This window comes from Providencia sp. PROV267, assembly GCF_028477825.1.
Classification (GTDB): Bacteria; Pseudomonadota; Gammaproteobacteria; order Enterobacterales; family Enterobacteriaceae; genus Providencia; species Providencia stuartii.
The window spans coordinates 212,869-228,937 of the sequence record NZ_JAMPLX010000019.1; the positions used below are offsets into that span (position 1 = coordinate 212,869).

At 44.4% G+C, this 16,069-nt stretch carries 11 protein-coding genes and 1 pseudogene; 3 read left to right on the forward strand and 9 right to left on the reverse strand.

Annotated elements, in window-relative coordinates; all coding sequences use genetic code 11:
* The first annotated feature begins 131 nt into the window (after positions 1–131).
* On the forward strand, positions 132–1,316 hold the full coding sequence (emrD, locus tag PR709_RS13905) for a multidrug efflux MFS transporter EmrD (RefSeq protein ID WP_014657239.1): 1,185 nt from the start codon (positions 132–134) through the stop codon (positions 1,314–1,316).
* Positions 1,317–1,354: 38 nt separating this feature from the next.
* On the opposite strand, the gene PR709_RS13910 is transcribed toward emrD, so the two are convergent.
* From PR709_RS13910 to PR709_RS13920, 3 genes are all read right to left on the reverse strand, one after another.
* Positions 1,355–5,794, reverse strand: a complete 4,440-nt coding sequence (locus PR709_RS13910; RefSeq protein WP_272570947.1) for a hypothetical protein — start codon at positions 5,792–5,794, stop codon at positions 1,355–1,357.
* 205 nt (positions 5,795–5,999) lie between these two features.
* Positions 6,000–7,526, reverse strand: coding sequence for a glycerol kinase GlpK (gene glpK / locus PR709_RS13915; protein WP_004924654.1), 1,527 nt, complete (start codon positions 7,524–7,526; stop codon positions 6,000–6,002).
* 24 nt (positions 7,527–7,550) lie between these two features.
* Positions 7,551–8,393, reverse strand: coding sequence for an MIP/aquaporin family protein (locus PR709_RS13920; protein ID WP_004924651.1), 843 nt, complete (start codon positions 8,391–8,393; stop codon positions 7,551–7,553).
* Positions 8,394–8,696: 303 nt separating this feature from the next.
* Here PR709_RS13920 and zapB point away from each other — a divergent pair, with 303 nt between their 5' ends.
* The gene (zapB, locus tag PR709_RS13925) at positions 8,697–8,936 is read left to right on the forward strand and encodes a cell division protein ZapB (protein ID WP_004924650.1); all 240 of its coding nucleotides are present in this window, start codon (positions 8,697–8,699) and stop codon (positions 8,934–8,936) included.
* Positions 8,937–9,283: 347 nt separating this feature from the next.
* Here the strand turns inward: zapB and rraA are convergent, their stop codons facing one another.
* The 6 genes from rraA to cytR form a co-directional block, all read right to left on the reverse strand.
* Positions 9,284–9,805 carry a ribonuclease E activity regulator RraA gene (gene rraA / locus PR709_RS13930; protein ID WP_014657241.1) on the reverse strand — a complete coding sequence of 174 codons (522 nt, stop codon included), beginning with the start codon at positions 9,803–9,805 and terminating at the stop codon, positions 9,284–9,286.
* Positions 9,806–9,915: 110 nt separating this feature from the next.
* A complete protein-coding gene (locus PR709_RS13935; protein WP_004924644.1) occupies positions 9,916–10,836 on the reverse strand; it encodes a 1,4-dihydroxy-2-naphthoate polyprenyltransferase in 921 nt (306 codons plus the stop codon).
* Between the two features lie 225 nt (positions 10,837–11,061).
* Positions 11,062–12,396: an HslU--HslV peptidase ATPase subunit gene (gene hslU / locus PR709_RS13940; RefSeq protein ID WP_014657242.1), complete on the reverse strand. Its 1,335-nt coding sequence runs from the start codon at positions 12,394–12,396 to the stop codon at positions 11,062–11,064.
* A gap of 10 nt (positions 12,397–12,406) precedes the next feature.
* The gene (gene hslV, locus PR709_RS13945; protein WP_004924640.1) at positions 12,407–12,937 is read right to left on the reverse strand and encodes an ATP-dependent protease subunit HslV; all 531 of its coding nucleotides are present in this window, start codon (positions 12,935–12,937) and stop codon (positions 12,407–12,409) included.
* A gap of 154 nt (positions 12,938–13,091) precedes the next feature.
* Positions 13,092–13,907: a cell division protein FtsN gene (gene ftsN / locus PR709_RS13950; RefSeq protein WP_036942552.1), complete on the reverse strand. Its 816-nt coding sequence runs from the start codon at positions 13,905–13,907 to the stop codon at positions 13,092–13,094.
* A gap of 151 nt (positions 13,908–14,058) precedes the next feature.
* Positions 14,059–15,087 carry a DNA-binding transcriptional regulator CytR gene (cytR, locus tag PR709_RS13955; protein WP_004924634.1) on the reverse strand — a complete coding sequence of 343 codons (1,029 nt, stop codon included), beginning with the start codon at positions 15,085–15,087 and terminating at the stop codon, positions 14,059–14,061.
* A gap of 299 nt (positions 15,088–15,386) precedes the next feature.
* On the opposite strand from cytR, the pseudogene PR709_RS13960 reads away from it, so the two are divergent.
* Positions 15,387–16,012, forward strand: a pseudogene (locus PR709_RS13960) (transposase); the annotation flags it as partial.
* Positions 16,013–16,069: the final 57 nt, after the last annotated feature.

The following is a 16,069-nucleotide window of genomic DNA, read 5'->3' on the forward strand; positions in this document are numbered from 1 at the left end:
AACCGTTTTATCAAAGAAAACAATCAATAACTCTTTGTGGTTTCACTCTGAAATTAAACCTTCATGTTATTTGTATTGAATAACATGGCTAGGCTGTGCATTCAGGTTGATAAATTGGTTTTGAGAAGAAAATGAGAAAACTGGAACATTTTAATTTACTGATCTTGCTGATCGCCCTAGCAGCGGTAGGGCAAATGACACAGACTGTTTATGTACCTGTTATTGCAGACATCGCTGTGTACTTTGGTGAACCGTCTGGCTCAGTGCAGCGAGTCATGGCGGCTTACTTGTTTACTTATGGTTTCTCTCAACTGATATATGGACCGTTATCTGACCAAGTTGGCCGCCGTCCGGTTATTTTAGTTGGGATGAGCATCTTTTTACTCGCGACAACGCTGGCACTTTTTGCCCCAACGCTGGATATTTTAGTGCTCGCCAGTGGCTTGCAAGGGCTGGGTACAGGGGTGGCTGGGGTCATGGTGCGTACGATGCCTCGTGATCTCTACAAAGGAACCTCATTGCGCTATGCAAATAGCTTATTAAACATGGGCGTATTAGTTAGCCCACTGCTCGCGCCTATGTTTGGTGGATTGCTTGCTCATTTTTGGGGTTGGCATGCCTGTTATATCTTTTTGTTTATTCTTGGCGCTTTTGTGCTGGTGAGCATGTATCGCTGGCTACCTGAAACACGCCCTGAGTCTTCAGAAAAACGCAGAATGTTGAGTTCTTATCACCAGTTACTGTCGAGTGGCTCCTTTGTTTCTTATTTAATTATGTTGATCGGTGCGCTGGCGGGTATTGCGGTTTTCGAAGCCAGTAGCGGTGTTTTGATGGGCGGTGTACTTGGTTTGAATAGTATTACTGTCAGTATCTTATTTATTATTCCTATTCCTGCCGCATTTTTTGGGGCTTGGTATGCAGGGCGAGAAGGTAAAAGTTTTTACCATTTAATGTGGCAGTCCGTGATCTGCTGCTTGATTGCAGGGTTGCTAATGTGGATCCCCGGCTGGTTTGGGGTGATGAATATCTGGACGCTATTGGTGCCCGCCTCGGTGTTTTTCTTCGGTGCGGGCATGCTATTCCCTTTAGCAACAACAGGGGCAATGGAGCCTTTCCCTTATTTGGCCGGAGCCGCTGGGGCATTAGTCGGCGGTATGCAAAATGTGGGTTCAGGGGTGGCAACATGGGTTTCCGCACTGTTGCCGCAAAATGGGCAGTTTAGTTTGGGCTTATTGATGCTGCTGATGTCTATGTTAGTGCTATTGTGCTGGCTACCGTTGGCTCATCGTTTGAATCGAACAGAGCATACGATTTAATCAGTGATAGCAGGCGATCACTCATCGCCTGCTTAGTTTTATACGGTAAGGGGCGCTGAAATGACCCTTGGCGTGCTCGGTAATCTCCCTTCATTTATTGCCATCGTTTGATTTGCTGTTTTCTCCATCATGGCGATTAGCTCCGGTTGCTGCTCTATGTGATTGAATATCACTGGCTGGTTATAATCCAAAAAGCGTGTATTTTCGGTGATGGTGGCGGTGTGGTTTTGCGTCAATGTCACCGTACTTGGGGGCGTGTCATCTTGCAGGTGTTTGTCGAGATAAATTCGGATTGCCGTTATTTTCAGGTTTGGTGTGCTGTCGGTGGTACCAATAATCGACAATAGCTCCCCTTGGCGAGTGATCTGCCACGGCGCTAATGGGGTTTGTTCACGAATATCACCTGATGGATCTTCGACCAATAAGGTTACCCAATAATGCTGTTGCTCTTTAGGGAGTTGTAGCGTTGTGATATCAACAGTTTGATTAATGTAAACATCGGCAAGCAGTGGGGCATTCGCTTCGATATTGTAATGCGCCAAGGGTGTTGTTCGCCTGTCAGCCTGCAACGTTAAGTGGTTGATGGGGAGAAAAGGTTGCTTTGTATTGATTTGCCCATTCTTACCCCAAGGGTCACTCAAAGAGAAATATTGTTGGTGGCGTTGTCCATCGCTAATCCAAGTAGCACACAGAGCGCTATTTGGGGTTATCCTTTGATTGTTGACCCGACCCGTTGAAAAGTCGATTAAATGGGGATCGGTAGCAGACCAGAACAGTGGGCTACCACACCAGTAATTATCGAGAGTGACATATTGTAATGGCTGATTGGCCTGATATTGGTGAAAGAGCCGATTGGCTAAAGCGTCCGGATTGGCATAGGTGTAAATCGGCTGTTGATTATCGGCTTTCATTATTTGAATTTTCACTAATTCGCCATGATCAGCCATATTTAAGCTAATGGATTTAATATCTTCAATCGGGCAGCTATCTGTCGTCATGAGTCCATTTTGGGTTGCATAAGTGGCAACTAATAAGTACACATGGGGTATATCACGCAATTTGTCTCGTTGTGCCACGATAGGGAGATCCCCAAGAGTACGCTGAATATTAAGGTGGCTATAAGGATGGTTATTACCATCGGGTAAGGTAACTATCGAACCACTGACCCAATAAACAGGGTGGTTTTGCTGTCTGTTCGATGTTGGTATTGGTCGTGATAAAAACCGCTGAATTTTCTGGTTGTAGTGAGATGAATGGGGAATAAATGCATCATAGGGGGCCTTATTGTTTTCCCCCGCCGTTGGGTACATGGCAGGCCGGATCTCTTGAGTGCTTCTATTTTCGGGGTGAGTATAACGATAGGTAATATAGGCGCTACGTGCTTGGTCATAAGCAATTTCAGGGCCATTACTCTGTTTGGAAAATGGATAATATGGGTGATTCGTATGCGATAATCCTAAGCCATGCCCAAATATTTCATGCCATAACACATCTGATTGGGCGATCCCACCACCAAAAAGTGGTGACGCCATTCCCAGCAATGAACCGTAAATCGATGGCTGTATCGCCGTATAATATAACTCATGGTGCGTACCGTTAGCCTTTTTTATCCAATCACTTTGTTGGTAGGCCCATGCAATGTGCAAGTTAGCAGGATCAAAGAACGGGTTTCTTTTATCGTATTGCGGCATGGTCAATGTAGAGGCATAAAAATTAGGGTGAATATAACCCGAAAGTACAGGAGCAAGTGTATGTGACGGGCTACTATGGAGCGTAAGCTGTGAGACCGGTAACTTAGCAACCGCCTCTTTTCCCCAACTCAGTGGAGAGTATGCATAAAGCCCTTCTCCTGTTTGATAGAGATGATGGTTTGCTACTCGCGCGGTCAGCGGAGGCACCTCAGTGACCTTAGGGGAAAAGTAGCCATCACTATCGGTGTAAGGCAGTGTGATAGGCTGATTATCCGCGATTAGACGAATACGAATATCGGGTTTTATCCATGCTCCTTTTAAGGGGGCACTGTAGCTTAGCTGGTCGGCAATTTTGTGACTGACTGACGGGGCGACAGGCATATCGGCTAATTGTTGTGGAAGTTGCCGCGGCCCCATCAATCTTACCCTTCCTAGTTCGTTTCCTTGCTGATCGCTAACAATAGCGACAATATCGGGGGCATTCGCCGCGGTTCGGCTTGTAATATCGACTTTAACCAGCGCCCAGCGGTGAGCGATTAAGCTTAAATAGGGGGAGTCTGGATGCTGTTGGTGGGTTTGTGTGAGGGTAATGCCATGCACTTGCATATCTTCAGGTACAGCGTAGTTACGTGCGGCTGGTGGATTGTAAATAGGGTCGGGGACACTGAAGGTCCTTATTCCTGGACGCGATAGGATAGGTGCTTTTTCTGTTTGTATTTGGATGGATAGAGGAGCCGATCGCCGACCATCTTTGAATATCGCCACAAAATCAAATTGGTCATGACCAGTAAAAGGCGAACGGCGATTAGGCAGATAGAACCATTCCCCAGTATGGCTATTTAGCCTGATTGAGCCTGACTTAGCCCCTTCGAGTTGTTGATAGTGGCTAATATTAGCATGTTGAGGCAACTTTCCTGTGATGGCCCCGACGGTGAGGTGGTTAGGCAACTCAGTTGTGTTTTCAGCAATGATTAAGGGGTGTTTTTGCTCTTGGTAACCAAAGCTAAGCGCTTTAAGCGCTCGATTAACGTGGTCAATCACCTTTAAGCGCTCATCTTTATCATCCCAAACAACCTGTAGTGAAGTATCTTGACTATAGTGGCGAAGGACACGCTGTAAGTAGCCTGCAAATTCTTCTGGTGAGGCAAATTGCACGTTAGCAGATTTGAAGGCGCGACGTATCAAGTTGATTTGACGACCATGTTTGCCTGTTAACGATAGGGTGATATGTGTCAGGCTATTGAGCTGCTCTAACGTAAAATGAATAGAGTGAGTGACGGATTGTGGCGCTTGAACGGTTGTGACGTTCTTTAAGATCTCAACATAAGGGATCTGCTGGCTTTTTTTCAGTTGAAATTGTGTGAAAGTTAACCCGTTTCCTTTTAAGGTTAAGGTGTGATCACGGTAATCAACAGTAATAGGAGCCGCTAATGGCGCTAATCGCTGATTAATTTTGTGTTCAATGTCTTTAGCGAGTGTTTGCCATGATGCATGTGAGGCGAGCGCAATATCATCTAATTTTAGGATCTGTTGCTGGCTCCCTTTTTTTAAGGTGACAGAAAAATATTCAATTTCACGCAGTCGCTCGTCGGTTAAAGCCAGTTGGTTTATTGCTGTTGAAGGGAGTGAGATAACCTGCTGGACGCCATGAATAGAAGGCGCCATTCGCATCACATCTGCAAGTGGCATTTCGTCACGGTATCGCGGTGCTTTTTTTATGGGGGCTGAGTTTTGCAAAATAGGCTCATGCACAAAGGCATCTTGAGGGATCAACGCTAATGTGTCGGTATTTGGTGGTGCCCAACCAAGACGAAACTCAGGAGGTCGCCCATCGGTTGTGGTGGTGATCCGCATAGCGCATCGCTCACCTTCCTTTAAATGGTTGAAAGTGAGTGTTGGGGTTTGCTCCCCTTTTGTCACTGTTATTTTTTGAGTCCCTATTTCTAGCTGTATATCCTGCTCTATCCTTGATGTATCAAGCGCAAAGGTGTATTTCCCTGCTTTTGGGATAATGATCTTAGCATCATAAATCCAGACAGTATCTATTTGCTGATGGGGAAGAGGCGATGTTAAGTTTTGCAAATGGGGAAGAGTCATTATATGAGTGGGCTGCCTATTTGCTTGTGGCTCTGTTTTCTTTTGGCTATAAACGGCAATTCCTGTTTGTGTGGGCTGGTTTGATGCTATCTGTGTAGACGATGGGCGGATATGTCGGTCATGTGGAGGGATGATTGTATCAAGTAATTTTTTTATTGCGGAGGAAGTTTCTTCCTCTTGATAGATTAACACGCTCCCCCCTGTCAGTAACATCCAATGTTGAATCAGAGACACTTGCTGCTCTGTCGCCTTTGATGACAGTACAACGATATCGTAGTGGCGGTGCCATTGCCCGCTTGGGAGTAGGGCATCGGCCAGTTGCTCAGCGGCCCGCGTTTCACCTTCCTGCCATTGATAAGGTGAATCAAAAGTATCAACAAACAGATTGTGGTTAGGGTGGATGGTACTGCCTGAAAATTTATCGGGGCTGATACTGCTTAAGAGATAGTGAGTTGTGCGGCTGGCGGGTTGTCGTGGTTTACCCATCAACCAACTCATCACTAAAAACAGGGTTTGGCTGTCGGGTGATTGGTCTGGATCCTGCTTTAGGGCGTTAAGTAGTGCTGTATTTTGGGCGATCACCGCCACTCTGCCCCGAGATTGGTAATACCCGAATTTAATATGTTCTTGGTGTATTTCATGGCGTAAAAAATCACTAAGATCCGTTAGATATTTGTTCTGGCTATCCATCGCCGTTCTCCATCATCTTAAAAAATATCATTAATCCCATTTAGGATTTCTGCATTTTTCAATGAGGCATAGAGAATGTCTAATTTATTATTTGTACACTAATGAGCTAACTATTTAATAAATAATTAATTAGCTATGATATGAAATAAATAAGGCAACACGGTAAGGTGCTGCCTTATGGATCTATATCAGGAGTGAAGAGGGATTACGCGCGGTCTTCCCACTCTTGTGCGCGAGCCACGGCTTTTTTCCAACCACCGTATTTATAGTTACGTTCGGTTGTTTCAATACCTGGCTTGAACACACGCTCAATTGTTGCTTTGCTTTGTAGCTCGTCGAGGCTTTTCCAGAAACCAACCGCAAGGCCTGCAAGGTAAGCTGCACCTAAAGCCGTGCTTTCGCGAACTTCAGGGCGTTCCACAGACGTTCCTAAAATATCTGCTTGGAACTGCATTAAGAAGTTGTTCGCAACCGCACCACCATCTACACGGAGTGCTGCAAGGCGCGTTTCCGCATCGGCTTGCATCGCATCTAGCACATCGCGAGTTTGATAAGCAATAGATTCCAGTGTTGCACGGATAATATGGTTACGGTTAGCACCACGTGTTAGGCCGAAAATAGCACCACGCGCATACGGATCCCAGTATGGTGCGCCTAAACCGGTGAAGGCTGGCACCACATAGACGCCATTGCTGTCTTTCACTTTTGTTGCGAAATATTCAGAGTCAGTGGACTCATCAATCAGTTTCAGCTCATCACGTAGCCATTGAATAGATGCACCGCCAACGAATACCGCACCTTCAAGGGCATAGTTCACTTCGCCTCTTGGGCCACACGCAATAGTTGTCAGCAGGCCATGGTTTGAACGAACCGCTGTTTCACCTGTGTTCATTAGCAAGAAGCAACCTGTACCATAGGTATTTTTTGCCATGCCTTCTTTCACACATAACTGGCCATAGAGTGCGGCTTGTTGGTCACCTGCAATACCAGAGATAGGAATACGAGTACCGCCTTTACCACCAATGTTAGTTTGGCCATAAACTTCAGACGATGGGCGAACTTCTGGCAGCATTGCACGCGGAATATTCAACGCTTTAAGGATCTTATCATCCCATTCCAGATTGCGGATATTAAACATCATGGTACGAGAAGCGTTCGTGTAGTCGGTTACATGAACACGGCCTTGGGTCATTTTCCATACGAGCCATGTATCTACTGTACCGAATAGTAATTCCCCTTTTTCAGCGCGTTCGCGAGCACCTTCAACATGGTCTAAAATCCATTTCACTTTAGTACCAGAGAAATAGGGGTCAACAACGAGGCCAGTATTTTGGCGAATATACTCTTCTAGCTCTTTATCATTTTGCTTGAGATGAGTACAGAAATCCGCAGTACGACGGCACTGCCAAACAATCGCATTATAAATTGGCTTACCTGTTGCTTTTTCCCAAACAATGGTGGTTTCACGTTGGTTAGTGATCCCGATACCTGCAACTTCATCGGTACGAATATCTGCTTTTGCCAATACTTCGATAAGCGTTGAGCTTTGTGTTGCCCAAATTTCCATTGGGTCATGTTCTACCCAGCCTGGCTTAGGATAGATTTGAGTGAACTCACGCTGTGAAATACTGATGATATTGGCGTCGTGATCGAGTACAACGGCCCGCGAACTGGTTGTTCCCTGATCAAGAGCGACAATATATTTTTTCTCGATATTTGTTTCTGTTGTCATAATTTAAACCTGTTCCGGTGATGATTAAGCGTTTTTACTAGATGTTTTTGATGGCTCGTCTTTTTTCGTATGCACGAAACCTGGTAAGTGACGAGTGATCAGCATGCGGTAACCGAATGCACCAATCAGTGCGCCAACGATAGGAGCAATCAATGGTACTAAGAAATAAGGAATTTCACGTCCACCTGTCAGGGCAATATCCCCCCAGCCTGCGAGATAAGCAACAACTTTTGGTCCGAAATCTCGAGCAGGGTTTAAGGCGAATCCTGTTAGTGGGCCGAATGAACCACCAATAACGGCAATCAGAATACCAATTAATAGCGGTGCTAGAGGTCCACGTGGAATACCGTTACCATCATCGGTTAAAGCCAAAATTAGGCACAGGAGGATGGCAGCGATAACCACCTCAATAAAGAAGGCGTGCATTTCGCTAATTTGCGGGGCTGGGTAAGTAGAGAATACACCAGCAGTAAAGAGGCTTTCTTGTGTGCCACGAATAATGTGGTGAACTTGGTCGTAATCAATGAATACAGGTGAGTACATCGCATAAACTAAGGCGGCAGCGAAGAAACCTCCTAACATTTGTGCAACGATGTAAGGTGCGACTTTATGTCTTTCGAAGCTAGCAAATAACCAAAGTGCAATGGTTACGGCAGGGTTAAGGTGAGCCCCAGAGATGCCAGCGGTTAAGTATACAGCGAGTGCAACACCAAAGCCCCATATGATACTGATTTCCCAGAGGCCAAGTTGTGCTCCGGCGATTCGGACTGCTGCAACACAGCCTAAACCAAAGAATACGATGAGTGCAGTACCTAAAAATTCTGAGATGCACTGACCGGTAAGTGTAGTCGTGGTCGTTTGGCTCATATCTTCTATCCTACGAAAATTAAAATTATTGTAATGTTTTTCAGGTTAAGATCTTCAAAGTGAAAACCTATAGTGTAAATTTATCGTTAATGAGCGCAAACGAGAAATATCGAAATTGAAATATGTGTGTTACATCACCAAAACGAAAGAAAACGACCAAAAATAGTGACGCAATCGACCTTTACGATGTGATCAGACCAGTGTTTTAAAATAAGGGATTTGGGGAATCAGAGTCAAGCCACTAGACACAGAGGATCATGCTACTTACAATCGATATTAAAGCTTACATGGGAGGTCAGAAGAATGTCATTTGAAGTATTTGAGAAACTAGAAGCAAAAGTCCAACAAGCGATTGATACCATCACACTGTTACAAATGGAAATCGATGAGCTAAAAGATAAAAATAGTGCGCTTGTTCAAGAACTGGATAATGCGAAATCGGGCACCGAATCACTGGTACGTGAAAACGAACAACTGAAACAAGAGCAACAATCGTGGCAAGAGCGTCTGCGTGGTTTGCTGGGTAAAATGGAAGAAGTCTAAAATACCGGTTATATTTCGCGCAGCAGCGTTGTTGGCTTCTTTTGGTTACCTGAATGGCATACTTATGTATGCTCATCGCGATAACCTATGACCGCTGACGAGCAGCAACACGAATTATCTAGGGGTACATAGGGTCAATAAGTTATAGCTGTTGCTGATGATTGTAGGTTATCTATTGATATCAAAAGTTGAAATAGCTTGGCATGAGTCGTTAGGATTTTTACGTTGCTATCCCTTGTGATAGGGGAATAGCCAAATTGTACTTTGTACCACAGAACCATAAAAAGAAGGGCTGATATCATTATCAGCCCTTCTTTTTTGAAACCGTATGATCATGCGATTGATGATTAGAGGTCGTCGTCTAGTACTTCAAACTCGCTACCATCCTGAGTTGAAAGTGGTTCTTCTGATAAGATGATGCCTGTGTTATCTGCATAGAGATAGTCACCCGAGAAGAAGGTAACGCCGCCAAAATTGACGCGAATATCGCTTTCGCCAATACCTTCATCTGGGCAGCCTGCTGGTATGGCGGCAATTGCTTGAATACCCAGATCTAACTCCATCAATGCGTCTACTTGGCGTACAGCGCCATAAACCACAATACCTTCCCAGTGGTTATCAACGGCTAAGCGAGCAAGTTCCGCATCAATGAGGGCTTTGCGTACAGAGCCGCCACCATCGACAAGGAGAATACGACCATGACCGTCTTCTTCCAGCAAATCATATAGTAGGCCATTGTCTTCAAAGCACTTGACCGTAATGATTTGACCGCCAAATGAAGTACGTCCACCAAAGTTGGAAAAGAGAGGCTCTACCACATTGACGCTTTCTTGGTAGATATCACAGAGTTCGGAAGTATCATATTTCATAGTGTATAGGTCTTTATTTGCTGCAAGAGAGATAAAGTATATCCCTTTTGAGAGGTGATTGGCAAAATCCACCTCCCAAAAACAAGGGGGCTAAGTCAAAAAATAAGCAATTACTTACTCAATATTACACCGATAGAAAAGAGAACGTTAGTGAATAGTGCGGCTTTTACCATGTTTTCTAACATTGGGCGCATCCCTTCAGGGGTTGGATCACTGAGTACGCGACGCACATGGTTCATTAACATGGGAACGGCAAGCAAGAACAACCAGCCCGTCCAGCCACGAAGATAAAGTAAGTTAAAGAAAGCTAAGCAGAGTATAGCAACAATAATAATAATAGCATGATAGATTCGCGCGCCTGATGGGCCTAAACGCACAGCAAGGGTATTCTTACCTGCTTTTACGTCATTTTCGATATCGCGCATATTATTAATATTCAGTACGGCAACGGAGAGTAAACCACAGGCTGTAGCCGGTAAAAAGGTGATCATGTTCAGTGTATTGGCTTGTAGGTAATAAGTCCCCATCACACTCAGCCAGCCAAAGAAAATTAGGACGGATATATCACCTAACCCTAAGTAGCCGTAAGGTTTTTTCCCGACGGTATAGGTGATAGCGGCGACAATCGCGATTAAGCCTAACACTAAAAAGCCAATGGCATCTTCAGGTTTTTCACAAGCGACAACAACCAGCAGCAAGCCTGAAATACAGGCAGCAATAATATTAATTTTTAATGCTTTTTTCATGTCTGCTTGGGTAATCACCCCTTTTTGCATACCACGCAAAGGGCCAATACGTTCAGCGGTATCTGAGCCTTTTACGGCATCACCATAGTCATTTGCAAGATTAGAGAGTATTTGCAGTAAGCCTGCGGTAATAATGGCTAATAGGGCAACAGGCCATTTAAAATTACCCGTTAAATAGGTCAGTGCGGAGCCAGTAATAATGGCTATGACTCCTAATGGTAAGGTCTTAGGACGTAAACTTTCTAGCCAAGCCTGCTTACGGCTAATAGAAGTAGATGAGCTCATTCAATAATTTCACAGGTTTGTTGTGTACAATACATTAAAAGCCCTCGCGTGAAAAACCGTATACGGCTTGTCCATGAAAACGTGCATATGGAAAGCGATGTAATGGCTGCGCGACAGGCTAAATATTTACCGTCTAACGTAAAATTATAAAGTACAACGATGGGTCACCGTTGTACTTTATTAGACGTATCTTAAGGATACATGAAAACCTGATAATTAATAAGCTTATAAAATAAATCTGCTTAGATCTTCATCTGCAACCAGTTCATCAAGGTGCTGTCTGACATACTCGGCATCGATTTGAATGGTTTGGCCGTTACGTTCGCTAGCATCATAGGAAATGTCTTCCATCAAGCGTTCTAACACGGTATGTAAGCGGCGTGCACCGATGTTTTCAGTTGATTCATTGACTTGCCATGCCGCTTCCGCAATACGGCGAATGCCATCGTCAGTAAACTCAATCGTCACACCTTCTGTTGCCATCAAGGCTTTGTACTGCTCAGTTAAAGAGGCACTTGGCTCAGTGAGGATACGCACAAAGTCTTCTGTTGTCAGCGCTTGTAGCTCAACACGAATTGGCAAACGGCCTTGTAATTCAGGGATCAAGTCTGATGGGCTAGAAACTTGGAATGCACCCGATGCGATAAAGAGGATATGGTCGGTTTTGACCATGCCATGCTTAGTCGAAACGGTACAACCTTCGATCAGTGGCAACAGGTCACGCTGTACGCCTTCACGAGAAACGTCAGGGCCAGAGGTTTGACCACCGCGCTTACAAATTTTGTCGAATTCGTCGATAAAGACGATACCGTGCTGTTCAACCGCTTCGATAGCTTGCTCTTTCAGCTCTTCAGGGTTGACCAGCTTAGCGGCTTCTTCTTCCACTAGCAGTTTAAACGCTTCTTTGATCTTCATCTTACGTGCTTTTTGTTTTTGGCCCGCAAGATTTTGGAACATAGATTGTAGCTGATTAGTCATCTCTTCCATGCCAGGAGGAGCCATGATCTCAACACCCATTGGTGCCGCAGCGACTTCAATTTCGATTTCTTTGTCGTCTAATTGACCTTCACGTAATTTCTTACGGAAAGATTGGCGAGCAGGTGATTGCTCATCAACAGGCTCGGATTGACCCCAATTATTTTTTGCAGGTGGGATCAGAACATCAAGAATACGTTCTTCAGCCAGTTCTTCAGCACGGTAACGGTTTTTCTCAATGGATTGTTGACGGACCATTTTGACAGCAGAATCAGCTAAGTCGCGAATGATAGAGTCAACTTCTTTACCGACATAACCCACTTCTGTAAATTTTGTCGCTTCAACTTTGATGAATGGCGCGTTAGCGAGTTTTGCAAGGCGGCGAGCAATTTCAGTCTTACCGACACCCGTTGGACCAATCATTAAAATATTTTTTGGTGTGACTTCGTGACGTAACGTTTCATTCAGCTGCATACGGCGCCAGCGGTTACGTAGGGCAATTGCAACAGAGCGTTTAGCTTTGTTTTGACCAATAATATAATTATCGAGTTCGCTAACTATTTCGCGTGGAGTCATTTCGGACATACTGTAATCCTTATGATTTTGAAGAAATTTCTTCAAAGTTGACATTGTGGTTGGTATAGATACAGATATCGCCGGCAATAGAAAGTGCTTTTTCAGCGATTTCACGAGCACTTAATTCTGTGTTTTCAAGTAGTGCGCGTGCCGCAGCTTGCGCATATGGACCACCTGAACCTATAGCAATTAAATCATTTTCTGGCTGAACGACATCACCGTTACCTGTGATGATAAGAGAGGTGTGTTCGTCGGCTACGGCTAGCAGAGCTTCAAGTTTGCGTAACATACGGTCAGTACGCCAATCTTTTGCTAGCTCAACAGCGGCCTTCGTTAAATGGCCTTGGTGTAGTTCAAGCTTGCGCTCAAACAGTTCAAAAAGAGTAAATGCGTCGGCAGTGCCACCGGCAAATCCGGCAATAACTTTGTCGTTATATAAGCGACGAACTTTGCGGACATTGCCTTTCATGACGGTGTTACCCATCGTCGCCTGCCCATCTCCACCAATTACGACCTGGCCATTACGGCGAACACTTACGATTGTTGTCATGAGTTAGCCCCTGGTTTTATGACGAAAAAAATGCGGGTATCAATTTTTCAAGTTACCAGCCTTCTTAAACGGGTAACTTGAAGCAAGCAAAATGCTGTAATAGCCGCTCTTGATAGTACGTTAAAACAGTACATGGGGGAGGGGATTGTATTTTTCAACCCCCAGAGGCACGAAGAATACAACCTGAGACACCAACACCGCTTGCACGATCGCGCATTTTTTCTGCCGTTGACTTGGAATAAGGGCCAAGTACGATACGATGCCAGCCGCCGCCAACAGTGACTCGGCTCTCTATGCCAGCAAAAGCGAGTGTAGCACGAACGGACTCTGCTTGTTCCGCGGTACGGAAAGAACCACATTGAACCAGCATATTTTGTAAATTATTCGCGGGTTTGCTTTCAACGGGTGCAGGCTGCGTTGATTGTACAGGGCGATTTTCTGTTTTTGCCTCGGTCGAGGTGACAGGTTTACGTTGTACTGGTGGATTGACGGGTTGAGTTGGTTCTTTAATGATCACTTGTGAACGAGGAACCGGCTGCCCATTATAAGGCACTTCCGGTAAATTCGTCACAGGGCCACGTCTATCCGAATCAATCTGTTCTAGTAGTTGACGCTGCTCAGGGGTTAGCTCCGATGGGCGCATAATGTTGCTACCCGTACTCTTTTGCGTCTGCTCAATGTTTGGCGTATCAACACCCCGACGCTCTAGCTCTTTAATATAGCGCCAGCGTTCTTCAGGTTTAGGCGGTAAAGTATCGACAGGTGCTGATGATGAATGGCTTCCCGTACTTTGGGGGGATTCCTTCTTATTTTGAGTGATATAGAAAAGGCCGCCCACAAACAAGACAACAATTCCGACAGCAACAACTAATGTTGTCATCGGTAGGCCTTGCGCTTTCTTGGCTTTGCCTTTACTGGTTTTACGGCGGGCAGATGACCGCCCGCGAGCTACATAATCTTTTTGTGCCACGCTGTTAATTCACTAGGTTATTGAGTGTCTGTGATTATTCAGTTTTATACTCGTCGTATTTCAAGTTGCAGTATTGTTGGTGATGTTTTAGCAACAAACTGCAACTTGAATGATTTAGGTGGTACATGTTACTTAACCTGAACGACTTTGCCTAGCTTTTAGGCGCTTTTGTACTCTCTCTGATGATTAAATCAGAATCTAGGAGACGAGAGCCAGGGGTGACACTATTACCTTGTAGTTGTTCCAGCAGTAATAACATGGCATGGCGACCAATTTCATCGCGAGGGTGATTTATCGTTGTTAAGGCTGGCAATGTATACTGAGCCTGCTCTAGATTATCGAACCCAACAATAGATAGGTCATCGGGAAGGATGAGTCCTGATTTTTTTGCTTGCCACATTGCACCGATTGCCATGATATCACTATGACAAAAAACCGCTGTGGGTGGTTCAGGTAGGGCGAGTAAAGTTTTGACAGCCTCAGCACCGCTTTCATGCGTAAAATCACCACGAACGATATATTGCTCGCGTAATTTTTCACCCGTACGCAGCATGGCTTTTTTATACCCTTCTAAACGATACTGGCTGTGTGGCATATGTTCAGGCCCCGCGATACAAGCGATACGTTTATGACCTAATTTCTGTAAATAGTGCGTAGCATTAAACGCAGATGTTAGGTTATCGATATGTACGGTTGGTAGTTTAAGTTCAGGAGAGAACTCGTTAGCCATCACGATAGGGGGGAGATTTTTTTGTTCTTCAGCAGAGACATCGAAAGGTAAATTCGAGCCTAACAGTACCATCCCGTCGATTTGTTTCGTAATAATCAGATTAATGAAGGCGTTTTCTTGTTTTTGTTGATGTTTGCAGTCGCCAATCAAGACAAAATAACCTTCTTGCGCGGCAACTTTTTCCAGTCCACAAATCACATCACTGAAAAAGGGATCACTAATATCGGGAACGATCGCCAAGATCGTTTTTGATTCGTTACGTTTGTAGCTCCTTGCTAAGTTATGTGGATAGTAGCCCACATCCATCACAGCTTGCTCTACTTTCTGACGTGTCTGTAAAGAGACTTTTTCAGGTGTCATTAATGTTCTAGAGACCGTTGCCGTTGATACGCCCGCTGCATTAGCAACATCTTTCATGGTTGCAGTACCACTGTGTTGTTTCTGTTCCACAACGTCTTCCTTACGTTTAGTTAATCGATTGCTTTTTTTGAATGGCGTAAAGACGTCATCACATCAAGTAACGAGTTATTCTAAATGGTTTAACAATAATATCTGTTACCTAGTTTACATAAAAACTGTGACTTGCGTCATTTTTTAGAGCTACTTCGCAAATATTGAAAATAGTTACCATAAAGTTTCCATATGAAACATAGGGGCAATATCAAGTGGAGCAGTTTGCTATTGTCCACTTCCCCTAAAATAAGACAGCTATAATTAGATTTTCTGCCCTAAAATTTGCAGAGGTCATGATGAAAAAAGCCCGTTTTACTGAAACTCAAATCGTTAATGTTTTAAAACTCGCTGATTCAGGCATGAAAGTGGACGATACTTGCCGTCAAAATGGGGTCAGTCATGCTACTTATTATAATTAGAAATCAAAGTATGGTGGCATGGAAGCCAGTGATGTTAAACGATTAAAAGAGCTTGAAGATGAAAACGCGAAACTGAAAAAGCTCTTTGCGGAAGTCAGCCTTGAAAATCATGCGATGAAGGCGCTTTTCGCAAAAAAGGGCTGGTAGTGGCTGAAAAGAAATCCTGTACTCTATCATTAAAAGAGGCAGGCTTATCAGTCATTAAGGCTCGTGAGCTGACGTCATTGTCACGAGCCACGTTTTACCGTCAGCGAATAGACTGGCATAAAAAAGACCGTGTGGTGATCGATGCCATACAATCCGTTTTAGCTAAATCGCCACAATCAGGGTTTTGGAAATGCTATTTTCGACTGAGATTTCAAGGCTATCCTTTTAATCATAAACGAGTTTATCGTGTTTATTGTCGATTAGGATTAAACCTGAAACGACGGGTTAAAAAAGTGCTTCCAAAACGTGAAAAAAGGCCATTAGTGATTGAAAAAGTCCCAAATATTCAATGGGCATAGGATTTTATACACGACAGTTATATTGCGGTAAGCGGTTCAGAGCCCTCAATATTA